Origin of the sequence: Acidovorax sp. CF316, from assembly GCF_000276605.1 — a bacterium.
GTDB lineage: Bacteria > Pseudomonadota > Gammaproteobacteria > Burkholderiales > Burkholderiaceae_C > Acidovorax.
This window is the reverse complement of sequence record NZ_AKJX01000268.1, coordinates 18,173-34,046: the sequence shown is the minus strand read 5'-3', so window position 1 is coordinate 34,046 and position 15,874 is coordinate 18,173. Positions and strand designations below refer to the sequence as shown.

The following is a 15,874-nucleotide window of genomic DNA, read 5'->3' as shown; positions in this document are numbered from 1 at the left end:
TTTGGTGACTTTCTCTTGGCGACGCAAGAGAAAGTTACTGCGCCGCCGGGCGCACATCCCGGCCTCCGCCCTTCAACAAAGAAGAGAAGCAACCACCATCAAAAAAATCAAACCTTGCTGAAGTCAGGCTTGCGCTTCTCCATGAACGCCGAGAACGCTTCCCGAGCAGCCGGCTCCCGCAGCATGCGCCCAAAGCTCGCGCCCTCCTCGCCCATGCGCTCCAGCACCGGCTGCGTCTGCCCCTTCTTCATCAAGCGCTTGGTCTCGATCAACGCAGACAAGGGCTTGGCCGCCAGCTTCTTCGCCTGTGCCTGCGCCACACCATTGCATTCCGTGGGAGGCACCACGCGATTCACCAGGCCCACTTCCAAGGCCGCTTCGGCCATGAAAGGCTCGCCCAGCAGCAGGGCCTCGGCCGCACGGTGGTAGCCCATCATCTGTGGAACCAGCAGGCTCGACGCCGCCTCGGGGCACAGGCCCAGGTTCACGAAGGGCATGGAAAACGCCGCGTTGTCACCGGCGTAGACCAGGTCGCAGTGGAACAGCAAGGTCGTGCCGATGCCCACGGCCGGGCCGCAGACGGACGCGATGAGGGGCTTGGGGAAGGCGGCGATGCCGTGCAGGAAGCGGAACACGGGCGAGTCCTGCGTGGCGGGCGGTTGCTGCAAGAAGTCACCGATGTCGTTGCCGGCGCTGAAGATCGCCACATCGCCCTGGAACACCACCACGCGCACGGCAGCGTCCGCCTCGGCGGCAACCAGTGCATCGGCCATGGCGGCGTACATGGTGGTGGTGATGGAGTTCTTCTTGTCCACCCGGTTGAAGGTGATGGTGGTGACACCGGCTTCGGTGTGGACGAGGATGTCTTGGGTGGATGCAGTCATGGCTGGAATCTCGGGGGTTTGGGATGATGAATCGGGCATCGAAGGACGGATGATGCGGCAGGCGAAGGATGCTGGTCCCCTGCCGGCCTTCCATCCATCATTCCTTGTAGTAAACGATCTGGTGGCTCGTGGCCAGCATGGTGCCGGCCTCGTTCCACAACTGGGCGGTCTGGTCGAAGAAGCCGTTGCGGAACTCCTGGCCCCGGGCCTGGCCCAGCAGGTGGCCCGTGCCAGTGGCCTCAAGCTGCTCGGCACTGGCATGGAAGTACACGGTGATGGACACCGTGCCGGCCGGCACGCGGCGCGCGCGGCGCAGCCAGACACGCGGGTAGAACACATCGGCCAGGGCGGCGAGCGACAAAAAGTCCAGCGGCCGCGGTGGCGCATCGCGCATCCACAACTGCGTGGTGCTGTGGTCGCCACTGCCATCCCAGGTATTGGGGATGGGGCCTTTCAAAGGGCGCATTTCGTAGCGGTTGATCCACTCCACCCCCTGCCGGGCAATGGGCGCCAGCTCGGCAGGCGGCGTCACCTCGGGCATGGGCAGGTCGCCCACACTCCAGGTCTCGCGGCGCACGGCCGTCACTGCCGTGCCGGTGGTGGTGACCACCAGCGCACCCTCGGCATCGGCCTGCAGGATGGACAGTGTCCAGTGCTGGGTGGAGCGGTTGGTGCGCACGGGCACGGCCTGGATGGTGAAGGCGCCCTCCACCAGTGCGCCCGCATAGTTGACCGTGAGCGACAGGGGGTCGCCGAGCCGGTCCGGGTGCTGCAGGATGGCCTTCAACAAGGTGGCTGCCGTGACACCGCCGAACGGGCCAACCATGTTCCAGTAGCCAGGATGGGTCTGCCCCTGGTACTGCCCCGGGACATCGGCGCTGGCGGACAGCTGCAGGGCCTCGTCGAGCGGGTGGGGGGCGGCGGCGGCAGCAGGAGGGTTGTCGCTGCCTTGCGGGGTCTGGGTGCTGCGGGTCATGCGCTGAGTGTGCCGCGAATTGCCGGACTACACCGTCGTGCCGGTGACTGTTGCCGCAGCGCCGAACCCGGACAGCAGGGCCGCCGCGCGCGGCCACAGATTGCCGCTGAACTGGTCGCGAAAGAAGCCGAAGTGCCCGATGCGGCGCACATGCAGGTCTGCCGGGGTGATGCTCTCCACGCGGCGCTCGGTGTTGGCATACAGGTTGACGAGGTTGTGCGTGCCGCGCAGCGTCATGAGCTCATCGTCGCTCATCGACAGGGCCAGCACCGGAAAGCGCACCGCCCCATAGCTTTGCGCCACGGCAGCCCCTTCGGCCCCCACGCTGTAGGCGGGGTTCAGGCACCAGCGCCGCCACTGCAGGATCACGCCGGCCGGCAGATCGCCGACCTTCTTGAGCGTGCGCCCGGGAAAGTACCCGCACAGCCGCGTGGCCAGCGGCACCAGCACCCACCAGAAATACGGCACGATGCGCTTGAGCTGCGGCGCGTTGTCGCGCCAGTAGCCACTGCCTGCGGCAATGCTGAGCAGCCCGTCGACCTGCGCCGGGTTGCGCAAGAGCCCCGGCAGCTGCGCCCCCAGGCTGTGCCCCAGCAGGTACAGCGGGGACGCCGGTAGCGCAGCCTTGGCCGCTGAAATCACGGCCTCGTAGTCCTGCGCCCAATCGAACAGATCCGCCTTCACGGCCCGCATACGGCCCTTCAGCGAATCCCCATGCCCGCGGTAATCGAACGTCGTGACCCGAAACCCCTGCTGCGCCAGCCAGCGCGCAAACGCCTCGTAGAACGCCTGCCGCACCCCCATGGCCCCGCCGATCACGACACTGGCGCGCGCGGCGCCAGCCCCACCTTCGGGTTCGTACACGCGCAGCGCCAAAGACACCGCGTCCGTCACCTGCAAAGTCTGCTTGTCCATGTCCGTCTCCTGTAAAGACCGATCTGCGCCGGCTCGATGGAAACACTTCAAACAATCCCGCTCTTCACACCCCGCCCTCAAGGGCGTAGCGAGCGGTCTTCAGGCTAGGCGAACGGAGCACAGGAACCGCAACGTACTTCCTGTACGTGAGGATTCCGAGCACCGCCCAACGACGCCTGAAGGCCGCGCAGTAGCCTCAAACAGATTCAAATATGCCGGCGGCGCCTTGGCCCATGCCTACGCACATCGTGACCATGCCGTACTTGAGCTTGTTGCGCTTGAGCGCATGCACCACCGTGGCCGAGCGGATCGCGCCCGTCGCACCCAGTGGGTGCCCCAGCGCGATCGCGCCGCCCATGGGGTTGACCTTGGAAGGGTCCATGCCCAGCGTGTTCATCACCGCCAGCGACTGCGCCGCAAAGGCTTCGTTCAGCTCGAACCAGTCGATGTCCTGCTGGTTCAGGCCCGCATAGCGCAGGGCCGCCGGGATCGCCTCGATCGGGCCGATGCCCATGATGTGCGGCGGCACGCCCTTGGAGGCATAGCTCACGAACCGCGCCAGCGGCGTCAGGCCGAAACGCTTGACGGCGGCCTCGCTGGCCAGGATCAGCGCACCGGCGCCGTCGCTGGTCTGCGAGCTGTTGCCGGCGGTGACGGAGCCGCGCGCGGCGAACACGGTCTTCAGCTTGGCCAGGCCTTCGAGCGTGGTGTCGGGGCGGGCGCCCTCGTCCAGGCTCACGGTGCGGCTCTTGGCGATCGACTCGCCGGTTTCCAGGTTGGCCGTGCGGTCGGTCACTTCGATGGAGGTGATCTCGTCGGCGAAGTAACCGGCCTGCTGGGCGGCCAGGGCCTTCTGGTGCGACTGCAGCGCGAACTGGTCCTGCGCATCGCGACTGACCTTCCACTGCTGGGCCACCTTCTCGGCCGTGAGGCCCATGCCGTAGGCAATGCCCACGTCGCCTTCGCGCTCGAAGATCGAGGGCGACAGCGAGGGCGAGTTGCCCATCATGGGCACCATGCTCATGCTTTCCACGCCGGCAGCGATCATCACGTCGGCTTCGCCGACGCGGATGCGGTCGGCCGCCATCTGCACCGCAGACAGGCCCGATGCGCAGAAACGGTTGACGGTGATGCCGCCCACGCTGGTGGGCAGGCCGGCCAGCACGGCACCGATGCGCGCCACGTTCAGGCCCTGCTGGGCTTCGGGGATCGCGCAGCCGCAGATGATGTCCTCGATGGCCTTGGGGTCGAGACCGGGCGCCGCGGCCAGCGCTGCCTTGAGCGTGGTCGCCAGCAGGTCGTCGGGCCGGGTGTTGCGGAAGAAGCCGCGGTGCGAGCGCCCGATGGGCGTGCGCGTGGCAGCAACGATATAGGCTTCCTGGACTTGTTTGGCCATGGTGGTGAACTCCTTCAATTCTTGGCGGGGCGGCTGGAGGAAATCCAGGCCCACGTAAATGCACATTCGACCGGCTCGGCGCCAGCCTCATCGGTCACGGTGACGGTGACCTGGACCTCGCCCTTGTCGCTGGCCTGCATGGCTGCGCGCTGCTCGGCGCTGAGCACGGCCACGGCCTTGAGGCCACCCGTGGCGCGCTTGCGAAAGGCCATGCTGAACTCCTTGGCCAGCGGCAGGCAGTCGTCGCGCACGTTCATGCCAACGACCATGCCGGTGGCCGTCTCGGCCAGCAGGTTCATGGCCGAGGCGTGCACGCCAGCGATGTGGTTCTGCACGCGGCGCTCGTTGGCCAGGTGCACCTCGACCCGCTCGGGCGTGAGCGACACGAACTGCACTCCGGCCGTGCCCGTGAAGGGCACGGCGCGGCGCAGGATGATGTTCTGCACGAAGCCGCGCATGAAGGCCGGGGCTTCGTCCAGCCGCATCAGCGAGCGCTGCAGCTTGTTCGGCGGGCGGGTGGTTTCGCTCATGGTGGACAAGGGCTTGGTCAGTTGCGCACCGGCTTGCCGGTGGACAGCATGCCCAGGATGCGCTCCTGCGTCTTGGGGTGCTCGATGAGGGCGCAGAACGCCTTGCGCTCCAGCGCCATCAGGTACTCCTCGCTCACCAGGGTGCCGGCATCCACGTCGCCGCCACAGACCACTTCGGCGATCAGGCCGGCGATGTGGAAGTCGTGCTGGCTGATGAAGCCGCCGTCGCGCATGTTGACCAGCGAGCCCTTGATGGTGGCGATGCCGCTGCGGCCGGCCACCGGGAACAGCCGCTTGGCAGGCGCGCGCCAGCCGCCCTTGGCCAGGGACCTGGCTTCGTTGATGGCCACATAGAGCAGTTCGTCCTTGTGCGGCACGATCACGTCGCTCTCGAGCAGGTAGCCGAGCTTGCGCGATTCCAGCGCGCTGGTGCCCACCTTGGCCATCGCGGCAGCCGTGAAGCCTTCGGTCAGGAAGGGCAGGATGTCCTTGCCCGTGGAGGTGGCGGCGTTCTCCGCAGCGCGGCGCGCGATGTAGGTCAGGCCGCCGGCACCGGGCACCAGGCCCACGCCGACTTCCACCAGGCCGATGTAGCTTTCCATGTGCACCACGCGGCGCGCCGAGTGCACGGCCAGTTCGCAGCCACCGCCCAGCGCCAGGCCGCGCACGGCAGCGACGACCGGCACGTTGGCATAGCGGATGCGCAGCATGGTGTTCTGCAGTTCGGCCTCGGCCCCTTCGATGGCGCTCACGCCGGCCACCATGAAGGCGGGCAGCATGGCCTGCAGGTCGGCGCCGGCGCTGAAGGGCTCGTCGCCCGACCAGATCACCAGGCCTTCGTAGTCCTTCTCGGCCAGGTCCACAGCCAGCGTGAGGCCTTCGGCCACGTCGGGGCTGATGGCGTGCATCTTGGTCTTGATGCTGGCGATCACGACGCCGGTGCCGGGAGCGCGGTCTGCACCCTCCAGCGTCCACACGCGCAGGGAATCATCCTCGTGCAGCGTGGTGCCGGCGGTGGTGAAGTCGGGCAGCGAGGTCTCGCCCAGCAGCTTTTCGGGGAAGTGCTGGCGCTCGTACACCGGCAGTGCGCGGCGTGCGATGAACTTCTGCGCCGATGCGCTCCACGAACCTTGGGCGGTGTGCACGCCACCGGCCTCGGCCACGGGGCCCTTGAACACCCACTCGGGCAGCGGCGCCTTGCTCAATGCCTTGCCGGCGTCGATGTCTTCCTGGATCATCTTCGCCACGTCGAGCCAGCCGGCTTCCTGCCACAACTCGAAGGGGCCCTGCTTCATGCCGAAGCCCCAGCGCATGGCCTGGTCCACGTCGCGCGCGTTGTCGGCAATCGTGGCCAGGTGCACGGCGGCGTAATGGAAACTGTTGCGCAGGATGGCCCAGAGGAAGCGGCCTTGCGCGCCTTCAGAATTGCGCAGCAGGCGCAGGCGCTCGGCGGCAGGCTTCTTGAGCATGCGGCCGTACACCTCGTCGGCCTTCTGGCCGCCGGGCACGTACTCTTCGCTCTCGAGGTCGAAGCGCAGCACGTCGCGGCCGACCTTCTTGTAGAAACCGGCCTTGGCCTTCTGGCCCAGGTTGCCCAATTCCAGCAGCTTCTTGAGCACGGCGGGGGTGCCGAAGCTGGCGTAGAACGGGTCGCTGTTCTCGTCCAAGTTGTCCTGCAGCGTCTTGATGACGTGGGCCATGGTGTCGAGGCCCACCACGTCGGCGGTGCGGAAGGTGCCGCTCGATGCACGGCCAAGCTTCTTGCCCGTGAGGTCGTCCACCACGTCGAAGGAGAGGCCGAAGTTCTCGACTTCCTTCATGGTCGCCAGCATGCCGGCGATGCCCACGCGGTTGGCCACGAAGTTGGGGGTGTCGTGCGCGCGCACCACGCCCTTGCCCAGGCCGCTGGTGACGAAGGCTTCGAGCTGGTCGAGCACCTCGGGCGAGGTGGTGGGCGTGTTGATCAGTTCCACCAGCACCATGTAGCGCGGTGGGTTGAAGAAGTGGATGCCGCAAAAACGCGGCTTGATGCTCTCGGGCAGGGCCTCGGAGAGCTTGGTGATCGACAGGCCCGAGGTGTTCGATGCCACGATGGCATGCGGCGCGACGAAGGGCGCGATCTTCTTGTACAGGTCGAGCTTCCAGTCCATGCGCTCGGCGATGGCCTCGATGATGAGGTCGCAGTCGCGCAATTGCTCCAGGTGCTCTTCGTAGTTGGCCTGGCCGATCAGGGCGGCGTCGTCCGCCACGCCCAGGGGCGAGGGCTTGAGCTTCTTGAGGCCTTCCACAGCCTTGGTGACGATGCCGTTCTTCGGGCCTTCCTTGGCCGGCAGGTCGAACAGCACCACGGGCACCTTGACGTTGACCAGGTGCGCAGCGATCTGCGCGCCCATCACGCCCGCGCCGAGCACGGCGACTTTCTTCACTTGGAATCTTGACATCGGTGTTTCTCCATGAGGACGACGGCGACGCGGCGCCCGGCCCTCGTTGTTGCCTGCACCCGGCGTGGCCGGTGCATGCTGTTGTCTTGTTTACTGCACCCGCACCCAGGTCTGTGTGCGGCCGAAGGGGCCGAAGGAACCACGCACCTCGAGCTTCTTGCCGCCCTCGACAGGCGTCATGCGCAGCGTGTAGTTGCGGCCGTTCTCGGGGTCGAGGATCTTGCCGCCCTCCCACACGTCCTTGCCTTCAGCCTTCTTGGCACCGCGGATCAGCTCCAGGCCCACGAGCGGCTTGCCCTTGCGGTCATCGCTGCACTCGTCGCAGACCTCGTCGGGCTTGGCGTCCTTGGACAGGCGCTTTTCGAGCACGCCGTTCAGGGCGCCACCGCCCGCATCGCGGATGCGGATCTCGGCCTTGGCCTCGCCGGTCTTGTCGTCGATGTTGCGCCACAGGCCTTCGGGCGTCATCTGCGCCCAGGCCGGTGCCGCGGCGGCGGCGAACAAGAGAACGGCTGCGGTGGTTGCTGCATTGACCATGGTGGTGGCTGCTCCGTGGCTGAGGGGTCGGGATCCGCTGGCGGGGGCGCCGATCAGGCCAGGGCCAGGTCGGTGTCCATCAGCACCTTGCTGCCGGCGCGGGCCGTGCGCATCAGCGTCGCCGTCTCGGGGAAGAGCTTGGCGAAGTAGAAGCGCGCGGTCTGCAGCTTGGCGGCATAGAAGGGGTCGGTGTTGCCGGCGGCGATCTCGCGCAGGGCCACCTGGGCCATGCGGGCGAACAGGTAGCCGAACACCAGGTGGCCGGCCACGCGCAGGTAGTCCACGGCGGCAGCGCCCACTTCGTCGGGGTTCTGCAGGCCCTTGAAGCCGATCTCGGTGGTGAACTTGGTCATCTGGTCGGCCAGGTAGGCGACGGGGTTGATGAACTCGGCCATCTTCTCGTTCACGCCTTCTTCTTCCACCAGCTTGCCCACCAGCTTGCCGAACTTCTTGAGCGAGGCGCCGTTGTTGCCCAGGATCTTGCGGCCCAGCAGGTCCAGCGACTGGATGGTGTTGGTGCCTTCATAGATCATGTTGATGCGGTTGTCGCGCACGTACTGCTCCATGCCCCATTCCTTGATAAAGCCATGGCCGCCGAAGACCTGCATGCACGCATTGGTGGCGATGTGGCCGTTGTCGGTGATGAAGGCTTTGACGATGGGCGTGAGCAGGGCCACGAGTTCCTCGGAGTCCTTGCGCACCTTTTCGTCGGCGTGGCCGTGGGCCTTGTCCAGCAGCAGCGTGCAGAAGATCTGCAGTGCACGGCCGCCTTCGGCGTAGGCCTTGGCCGTGAGCAGCATCTTGCGCACGTCGGGGTGCACGATGATGGGGTCGGCGTCCTTGTCCTTGGCCTTGGTGCCCGACAGGCTGCGCATCTGGATGCGGTCCTTGGCGTAGGCCAGGGCATTCTGGTAGGCCACTTCGGTCAGGCCCAGCGACTGGTTGCCCACGCCCAGGCGGGCGGCGTTCATCATCACGAACATGGCGGCCAGGCCCTTGTTGGGCTGACCTACCAGCGTGCCGATGGCGCCATCGATGGCGATCTGCGCCGTCGCATTGCCGTGGATGCCCATCTTGTGCTCCAGGCCGGTGCAGAAGATCGGGTTGCGCTCGCCCAGAGAGCCGTCGGCCTGGATGTTGAACTTGGGCACGACGAACAGGCTGATGCCCTTGCTGCCCTTGGGCGCATCAGGCAGGCGGGCCAGCACCAGGTGGACGATGTTGGCGGCCATGTCGTGCTCGCCAGCCGAGATGAAGATCTTGTTGCCGGTGATCTTGTAGGTGCCGTCGGCCAGGGGTTCGGCCTTGGTGCGCAACAGGCCCAGGTCGGTGCCGCAATGCGGTTCGGTCAGGCACATGGTGCCGGTCCACTCGCCGCTGGTGAGCTTGGGCAGGTACAGGGCCTTCTGCGCGTCGGTACCGTGCGCGTGCAGGGCTTCGTAGGCGCCGTGCGACAGGCCGGGGTACATGGTCCAGGCCTGGTTGGCCGAGTTCATCATCTCGTACAGGCACTGGTTGAGCACGAAGGGCAGGCCCTGGCCGCCGTAGGCGGGGTCGCAGGAGAGCGCAGCCCAGCCGCCTTCTACGTACTTGGCGTAGGCGGCCTTGAAGCCCGTGGGGGTCTTCACTTCGTGGGTGGCCTTGTCCAGCACGCAGCCTTCGGTGTCGCCGCTGATGTTCAGCGGGAAGGTAACCTCGGCAGCGAACTTGCCCGCCTCTTCGATCACGGCATTGATGGTGTCCACATCCACCTCGGCATGGGCCGGCAGGGCCTTGAGTTCGTCGCTGACCTTGAGCACTTCGTGCATGACGAATTGCATGTCGCGCAGGGGCGGCGTATAGCTGGGCATGGGGTTACTCCTTGGAGATGGTGGTTTGGTTGGAAACTTTGCGGCGTGCAGCAGCGGGTGCGGCTGCGGCCACCGGGGTGCGTGGTGCGCTGTAGCGCGCCAGGATGTTCTGAAAGCCCGTGACGGAGCGCGCCATGGAGCCGGGGGTGCGCAGGAAGCGCGCTTCGTAGTGCAGTGCGAGGATCAGGCCGTGGATCTCGAAGAGCATCTGCTCCTCGTTGGTGTCCGGGCGCAACTCGCCGCACTCCTTGCACTGCTCGATGGCGCGGCGCATGGCGGCCAGCCAGGTGAGGACCGAGCTGGCCAGCGCGTCGCGCACCGGGCCGTTGCGGTCATCGAATTCGACCGCACCGCTGATGTAGATGCAGCCCGAATCGATCTCGATCGAGGTGCGCTTCATCCAGTTGTCGAACAGCGCGCTCAGGCGCGCCACGCCGCGCGGCGCCGACATGGCGGGGTAGAACACCTCCTGCTCGAAGCGGGTGTGGTATTCGCGGATCACGGAGATCTGCAGTTCCTCGCGCGAGCCGAAGTGGGCGAACACACCCGATTTGCTCATGCCCGTGACATCGGCCAAGGCGCCGATGGACAGGCCCTCGAGCCCGATGTGCGTGGCCAGGCCCAGCGCCGCCTCGACGATGACCGCCTTGGTCTGCTGGCCTTTTTGCAGGGCACGACCCGTGCCGGTGCGGGGGCGCGGGATGCGGGTGACCGGAGTAGAGTCGGGGATGGCGGGCATGCGGGCAAATAAAAACGAACGTTCGTACTATTCTGCAGCAAATTTGCCCGCCCACCAAAGGCCTCTCCAAAAATAGGGAGACCGTACCAAAACTTTGTTGCATGGCAGCGACCCGCCGCGCGCGGGGGCTGGAGAGAAGCACGCAGGCCCGGGCGGCCTGCGGCAAAAGGGAGCCGCTAGGGCCGGCTCCTAGCGCGCAAACACATTCACTCTTAGAGCATCAAGGCCAGGCTGGCGTCCAGGTGCTCGCTGGGCATGCGGCGAAAGCCCGAGCGCGCATAGCGCTGCAGCCGCCCCAGCGCGAAAGCTGTGAGCACGCTGGCAGCCACCTGGGCGTCCACGGTCGGCGTGGCCGAGTCCGCATTGGCAGGCCGCAGGCACTGGCGCAGCGTGGACTCGATGCGGTCGAAGAACTGGTTCATGCGCTGCTGCAGGCGCTCGTGCTCGAACACCAGGGCATCGCCGACCATCACGCGCACCATGCCGGGATTGCGCTCGCCGAACTGCAGCAGCACGGCGACGATGCGGGCCGCCTGGCGCCGACCCACGTCGGCGGGCTGGGCCGGGTCGGGAACCTCTCGGCCGGTGATCTGCTGCACCAGGGCGAAGACCGACTGCTCGATGAAATCGATCAGGCCCTCGAACATCTGCGCCTTGCTGGCGAAGTGGCGGTAGAGCGCGGCCTCGCTGACGGACAGGCGCGACGCCAGCGCCGCAGTGGTGATGCGCTCCGCTCCCGGCTGCTCCAGCATGGTGGCCAGCATCTGCAGGATCTGCACCCGGCGCTCTCCGGGCTTGGGCCGTTTGCGCGCCGCAGGGCTGTCTTCTGCGTCGGCAGTGCTGGCTGGCTCGGGAAGCGGCGAAAGATCGGACATGCGCAAGAAAGGAATGGAGGGCATGCAGGGCTGGCGGCCCGGCGCCCTGGGGGCCGTGGTCCCTGCCACCTGGACGCATGCCGGGTCTCGGCATGCCCCGGGCTTGCGGCAGGGCGTAAATCATGTGTGGAAATGATTCTCGCACAGGCCTCGGCGCCCGCCGCCGTACTGCGCAGGCTACAGCGGAAACACCACAGTCACCATCAGGCCGCGTCCCTGCGCCCCGGTGCCCAGGGTCAGCGACGCACGGTGCACACGGGCGATCTCGTCGGCGATCGCCAGGCCCAGGCCCGTGCCCTCGCCCACCGTGCCCGGCACCCGGTAAAAGCGCTGCATCACCCGGGTGCGCTCGGCGTCGGGCACGCCCGGGCCATCGTCCTCCACCTGCAGGAAAACCCGCGGCGGCCCGCTCTTACCCTGGCGCATGCCGCAGCGGATGGTGACGATGCCCGAGGGCGGTGTGTACTTGATGGCGTTGTCCACCAGGTTGGACAGCAGCTCGCGCAGCAGCCAGCCGTGACCGGTGACGTGCACGGGCTGCACCTCCAGGCCCAGGTCCAGGCCCTTGCCGGTGGCGGGGTCGAGAAAGGTTTCCAGCAGGGTCTCGCACAGATCCTTGAGGTCCACGCGCTGGGGCTGCTGGGCGTCGAGGCTGCGCGCATCGGCCCGCGACAGGGCAAGCAACTGGTGCGCGAGCTGCGAGGTACGGCGTGTGGCGTTGCGCAGCTTTTCGATCTGGTCGACACCCAGCACGATGGCGCCCTGCGTACGCCCGTCTGTGGACACCGGGCCCTTCTTGTCATGGCCGGACGGCGACTGCCGCTGGGGCGCCGCCGCCTTGGCCATCATGGCCCAGGCTTCGACCTGGGCCTGCAGCCCGGCGAGCGGGGTGCGCAACTGGTGGGCGGCATCGGCCACGAAGCGGCGCTGGCCCTCGGCCTGGGCATTGACCAGGGCGAACAGGCGGTTGAGCGAATGCACGAGCGGTCGCACCTCGGATGGCGAGGCGGCTTCGTCGATGGGGCTCAGGTCGCGCGGCGAGCGGTGCTCCACCGCCTCGGCCAGGTCCACCAGCGGTTTGAAGGCCTGGCGCACCGCCCAGTGGATGGCCAGTGCGGCAGCAGCCACCAGCACCAAGTTGGGCAGCAGCACGCGCAGCAGCAGTTGCTGGGCCCATTGCTGGCGCGGGTCGGAGCCATCGGCCAGGGCCACCACCATCTCTCCGGCCCCGGTCCGGCCGCGCTGCACGGCCACGCGGTAGGTCACGCCGCTGTATTCCATGCTGTGGAACTCGGGCGCCTGGGTGGTGGGCACGGCGCTGTGCACCCAGTCGTCGCCCAGCAGCAGCTTGCCCGAAGGGTCGCGCACGCTGTAACCCGAAAAGCCGGCGTTCTGCCGCAGGAAGTCCTCCAAGGGAGGGGCCAGCAGCAGCAGGGGCGGGTCGTTGTCGCGGATGGCCGGCGCCAGCACCGAGTCGGACAGGGCCGGCAGCAGGCGCAGCAGGCGCTGGTCGTGCTGGCCGGCTGCCTCGTCCGCCGACCGGTAGTCCAGCCAGACCCCGATGGTCGCCAGCACGCACAGGGGCAGCACCAGCAGCAGCAGCAAGCGGTTGCGCAGGTCCGAGGTCATGGCCCGCAGTCCGGGCCGTCGCACAGGAGGGATCCGGGTTTCCATGGTCAGGGCCGCGAGAAGAAGAGAGGGGGAGGTTTCAGCCGGCCTGGAGTTCCAGCCGGTAGCCAAACCCCCGGATCGAGCGCAGTGCCACGCCGTGCGGCTCGAGCTTGCCACGCAGGCGGGAGACATACACCTCGACCGCGTTGGGGGTGATTTCCTTGTCCCAGCCGGTGAGCGCCTGCAGCAGCTTGTCCTTGCTGGCGGGCTTGGGCGCATTGATGAGCAGGTACTCGAGCACCGTCCACTCGCGTGGGCCCAGCTCGATGACCTGCTCGCCGGCATCGGAGCGCACGCTTGCGCGCCGGCCCGCGGTGTCGAGCTCCAGCGGGCCGAAGCTGAGCACGGCCGTGGTGGCGGCCTGCGAGCGGCGCAGCAGGGCCCGCAGGCGGGCCAGCAGCTCAGGCAGCTCGAAGGGCTTGACCATGTAGTCGTCGGCCCCAAGATCCAGGCCCTGCACCCGGTCATGCAGGGCGTCGCGCGCGGTCAGGATCAGCACCGGCATCGAAGGGCTGGCCATGTCCGGGCGGCGCAGGCGCCGCGTGAGCTCGAGCCCATCCATCGCGGGCAGGCCGATGTCGATGATGGCGGCGTCGAAGGATTCGACGCGCAGGACTTCTTCCGCGCGTTCGCCGCTGCCGACCCAATCGACTGCATAGCCGGCGTCGGACAACCCCAGCTTGATGCCGCTGGCCACCATCACGTCGTCTTCGACCAGCAGCAGTCTCATTCCATCACCAGGTTCAGTGGCTGCGGATCATCGTGCCGTAGGCCTGGTCGGTCAGGATTTCGAGCAGCATGGCATGCGGCACCCGGCCGTCGATGATGTGCACCGCGTGCACGCCAGCCTTGGCGGCATCCAGCGCGCCTGCGATCTTGGGCAGCATGCCGCCGGAGATGGTGCCGTCGGCAAACAGCGCGTCGATCTCGCGCGCCGTGAGGTCGGTGAGCAGGTTGCCCTGCTTGTCCAGCACGCCAGGGGTGTTGGTCAGGAGCATCAGCTTCTCGGCCTGGAGCACGGTGGCCAGCTTGCTGGCGACCACGTCGGCGTTGATGTTGTAGCTTTCGTTGTTCTCGCCGAAGCCGATGGGGCTGATCACGGGGATGAAGGCATCGTCCTGCAGCGCCTTGACCACGCTCGGGTCGATGGAGAGGATGTCGCCCACCTGGCCCACGTCGTGTTCGATGCTCGGGTCCTTGGAATCGAGCAGCTTGAGCTTTTGCGCCCGGATCATGCCGCCGTCGCGCCCGGTCAGGCCCACGGCCTTGCCGCCGGCCTGGTTGATCAGGCCCACGATGTCCTGCTGCACTTCGCCAGCGAGCACCCACTCCACCACTTCCATGGTCTCGGCATCGGTCACGCGCATGCCCTGGACGAACTCGCCCTTCTTGCCCAGACGGTTCAGGGCCGTCTCGATCTGCGGCCCACCACCGTGCACCACCACAGGGTTCATGCCCACGAGCTTGAGCAGCACCACGTCTTCGGCGAAGTCGGCCTGCAGGGCCGGGTCGGTCATGGCGTTACCGCCGTACTTGATGACCATGGTCTTGCCATGGAACTTGCGGATGTAGGGCAGCGCCTGGGCCAGAATTTCAGCCTTGTCGCGGGGCGCAATCGAGAGAAGATCGGTCATGGGGGCGTGCCATCCAGAGAAAAACGAGGATGCGCAAATTGTGCCGCATTCGCGGGCCGGTCTTGCAAGCATTACCCGCGCGGAGCGCAAGAAACTGGCCCGGCCCTGCCAGCGCTCCCGCGCAAGGGCCGCCCCGCCGCGCCGGGAGCATCCCCCTCGGGGGAATGGCGCAAAGCGACTCAGGGGGTGCTCACCTGCGCAGCCAATCCGGCACCTTGAACCGCACGATGGCCAGGTAGGCCACGACGTAGCTGATCACGAAAAGCCAGCAGAAGCCCATCAACACCAGGGTGTTGTTCCAGAACAGGATGGCAGGAACCACGGTGAGCAGGGTGAAACCCCACAGGTAGGGCGAAGTGCGGTTGTTGCGCATGAGCACGCGGCGCGACTCGTCGTCGTGGAATACGCCGCGCACGATGCGCCGGTAGATCAGCTGGTGGAAATGCAGCGCATCGGCCACCCCGGGGGACACCCCCCGCACCGCCTTGCGGTAGATCGAGAAGACCGTTTCCCAGACCGGGTAGATCAGGAGCAGCATGGGAAACCAGGGAGAGACATCGGCATTGCGCTGTACCAGGGAGATACTGGCCAGGGCAATGACGACGCCCCACACATAGGCCCCACCATCCCCTGCAAACAGCATGCCCCGCGGGTAGTTCCAGACCAGAAACCCTCCCGTAGCGGCTGCCGTGGTCACCAGCAGGGCCGCCAGGGAACGGTCTCCCACCTGCAGGGCCACGTGGGCCAGCGCGAGGCAGACGATGATGGCGACCATGCCGGCCAGGCCGTTGTAGCCGTCGATGATGTTGAAGGCGTGGGGCAGGCCCGCCACCGCCAGCACCACGATGGCCAGGCCCAGCCAGGGGCAGGCCGACAACAGCATGTCGACCCAGGGCAGGCCGATGCGCGGAACGGAAAGATCGAGGAGGAAGATGGCCAGCAACCCGGAAGCGCCCGTCAGGGCCAGGCGGTAGCGCACGGCCAGTCGCTGGGTCATGTCCTCGGCAATGCCGCCGAGCACCGCCGGCAGCAACACCAGCAGCCAGCTGCCGACCCACCACCCCAGGCGCAGGGAGCCGGGGTCTCCCAGGAAGGACTGCAGGATGCCCAGGCCCCAGGCGCTTGCCAGGCCCAGCAGCAGGGCAGCGCCTCCCAGGCGCGGCACATCCCCCATGTGGAAGCGCTGTGGCATACCGTTTCCATAGGCTGACGCATGTCCCCGCACCCAGCGTACGACGAACCCTGCAGCCATCGCCGCCACCAGAAAACCCACCACGGACAACCAAATCATGAGGCGCCAATCGTAACTGCAGGGCCTGTATCGGCAAGTAACCTCATGTACCCCTGCGTGCGGCTGGTCACACAAAAAGCGCCAAGGGGCAACAACACGAATGCATCTCGATTGCATTCATATACCCGAGCACCC

The 15,874-nt window shown here is 67.0% G+C and carries 14 protein-coding genes; all 14 read right to left on the bottom strand.

Features of this window, described 5'->3' with window-relative positions:
* Positions 1–107: 107 nt before the first annotated feature.
* Positions 108–884, bottom strand: a complete 777-nt coding sequence (locus PMI14_RS30105; RefSeq protein WP_007860889.1) for an enoyl-CoA hydratase — start codon at positions 882–884, stop codon at positions 108–110.
* A gap of 97 nt (positions 885–981) precedes the next feature.
* On the bottom strand, positions 982–1,860 hold the full coding sequence (locus tag PMI14_RS30100; protein WP_007860879.1) for an acyl-CoA thioesterase II: 879 nt from the start codon (positions 1,858–1,860) through the stop codon (positions 982–984).
* Positions 1,861–1,887: 27 nt separating this feature from the next.
* Positions 1,888–2,775: an alpha/beta fold hydrolase gene (locus PMI14_RS30095; RefSeq protein WP_007860878.1), complete on the bottom strand. Its 888-nt coding sequence runs from the start codon at positions 2,773–2,775 to the stop codon at positions 1,888–1,890.
* 196 nt (positions 2,776–2,971) lie between these two features.
* Positions 2,972–4,171, bottom strand: coding sequence for an acetyl-CoA C-acyltransferase (locus PMI14_RS30090; RefSeq protein ID WP_007860877.1), 1,200 nt, complete (start codon positions 4,169–4,171; stop codon positions 2,972–2,974).
* A 14-nt stretch (positions 4,172–4,185) separates the two neighbouring features.
* Positions 4,186–4,701 (bottom strand): DUF4442 domain-containing protein, encoded by a 516-nt coding sequence (locus PMI14_RS30085; protein WP_007860876.1) that lies wholly within the window; start codon positions 4,699–4,701, stop codon positions 4,186–4,188.
* Between the two features lie 17 nt (positions 4,702–4,718).
* Positions 4,719–7,142, bottom strand: a complete 2,424-nt coding sequence (locus tag PMI14_RS30080) for a 3-hydroxyacyl-CoA dehydrogenase/enoyl-CoA hydratase family protein (RefSeq protein ID WP_007860875.1) — start codon at positions 7,140–7,142, stop codon at positions 4,719–4,721.
* Positions 7,143–7,232: 90 nt separating this feature from the next.
* Positions 7,233–7,679 (bottom strand): DUF2147 domain-containing protein, encoded by a 447-nt coding sequence (locus PMI14_RS30075; protein ID WP_007860874.1) that lies wholly within the window; start codon positions 7,677–7,679, stop codon positions 7,233–7,235.
* Positions 7,680–7,732: 53 nt separating this feature from the next.
* Positions 7,733–9,529, bottom strand: a complete 1,797-nt coding sequence (locus tag PMI14_RS30070) for an acyl-CoA dehydrogenase C-terminal domain-containing protein (protein ID WP_007860872.1) — start codon at positions 9,527–9,529, stop codon at positions 7,733–7,735.
* 4 nt (positions 9,530–9,533) lie between these two features.
* On the bottom strand, positions 9,534–10,268 hold the full coding sequence (locus tag PMI14_RS30065; protein WP_007860871.1) for a TetR/AcrR family transcriptional regulator: 735 nt from the start codon (positions 10,266–10,268) through the stop codon (positions 9,534–9,536).
* A gap of 212 nt (positions 10,269–10,480) precedes the next feature.
* Positions 10,481–11,143, bottom strand: a complete 663-nt coding sequence (gene slmA / locus PMI14_RS30060; protein WP_007860869.1) for a nucleoid occlusion factor SlmA — start codon at positions 11,141–11,143, stop codon at positions 10,481–10,483.
* 177 nt (positions 11,144–11,320) lie between these two features.
* Positions 11,321–12,772 carry a sensor histidine kinase gene (locus PMI14_RS30055; RefSeq protein ID WP_007860868.1) on the bottom strand — a complete coding sequence of 484 codons (1,452 nt, stop codon included), beginning with the start codon at positions 12,770–12,772 and terminating at the stop codon, positions 11,321–11,323.
* 79 nt (positions 12,773–12,851) lie between these two features.
* Positions 12,852–13,544, bottom strand: coding sequence for a response regulator transcription factor (locus PMI14_RS30050; RefSeq protein WP_007860866.1), 693 nt, complete (start codon positions 13,542–13,544; stop codon positions 12,852–12,854).
* Between the two features lie 13 nt (positions 13,545–13,557).
* A complete protein-coding gene (gene argB, locus PMI14_RS30045; protein ID WP_007860864.1) occupies positions 13,558–14,448 on the bottom strand; it encodes an acetylglutamate kinase in 891 nt (296 codons plus the stop codon).
* Positions 14,449–14,638: 190 nt separating this feature from the next.
* Positions 14,639–15,739, bottom strand: a complete 1,101-nt coding sequence (locus tag PMI14_RS30040) for a glycosyltransferase (RefSeq protein WP_007860862.1) — start codon at positions 15,737–15,739, stop codon at positions 14,639–14,641.
* Positions 15,740–15,874: the final 135 nt, after the last annotated feature.

What these genes read in the sequence shown, in the direction of transcription:
- PMI14_RS30105 (WP_007860889.1), bottom strand. Translation starts at nt 884, where the DNA reads ATGACTGCATCCACCCAAGACATCCTCGTCCACACCGAAGCCGGTGTC.
- PMI14_RS30100 (WP_007860879.1), bottom strand. Translation starts at nt 1,860, where the DNA reads ATGACCCGCAGCACCCAGACCCCGCAAGGCAGCGACAACCCTCCTGCT.
- PMI14_RS30095 (WP_007860878.1), bottom strand. Translation starts at nt 2,775, where the DNA reads ATGGACAAGCAGACTTTGCAGGTGACGGACGCGGTGTCTTTGGCGCTG.
- PMI14_RS30090 (WP_007860877.1), bottom strand. Translation starts at nt 4,171, where the DNA reads ATGGCCAAACAAGTCCAGGAAGCCTATATCGTTGCTGCCACGCGCACG.
- PMI14_RS30085 (WP_007860876.1), bottom strand. Translation starts at nt 4,701, where the DNA reads ATGAGCGAAACCACCCGCCCGCCGAACAAGCTGCAGCGCTCGCTGATG.
- PMI14_RS30080 (WP_007860875.1), bottom strand. Translation starts at nt 7,142, where the DNA reads ATGTCAAGATTCCAAGTGAAGAAAGTCGCCGTGCTCGGCGCGGGCGTG.
- PMI14_RS30075 (WP_007860874.1), bottom strand. Translation starts at nt 7,679, where the DNA reads ATGGTCAATGCAGCAACCACCGCAGCCGTTCTCTTGTTCGCCGCCGCC.
- PMI14_RS30070 (WP_007860872.1), bottom strand. Translation starts at nt 9,529, where the DNA reads ATGCCCAGCTATACGCCGCCCCTGCGCGACATGCAATTCGTCATGCAC.
- PMI14_RS30065 (WP_007860871.1), bottom strand. Translation starts at nt 10,268, where the DNA reads ATGCCCGCCATCCCCGACTCTACTCCGGTCACCCGCATCCCGCGCCCC.
- slmA (WP_007860869.1), bottom strand. Translation starts at nt 11,143, where the DNA reads ATGTCCGATCTTTCGCCGCTTCCCGAGCCAGCCAGCACTGCCGACGCA.
- PMI14_RS30055 (WP_007860868.1), bottom strand. Translation starts at nt 12,772, where the DNA reads ATGACCTCGGACCTGCGCAACCGCTTGCTGCTGCTGCTGGTGCTGCCC.
- PMI14_RS30050 (WP_007860866.1), bottom strand. Translation starts at nt 13,544, where the DNA reads ATGAGACTGCTGCTGGTCGAAGACGACGTGATGGTGGCCAGCGGCATC.
- argB (WP_007860864.1), bottom strand. Translation starts at nt 14,448, where the DNA reads ATGACCGATCTTCTCTCGATTGCGCCCCGCGACAAGGCTGAAATTCTG.
- PMI14_RS30040 (WP_007860862.1), bottom strand. Translation starts at nt 15,739, where the DNA reads ATGATTTGGTTGTCCGTGGTGGGTTTTCTGGTGGCGGCGATGGCTGCA.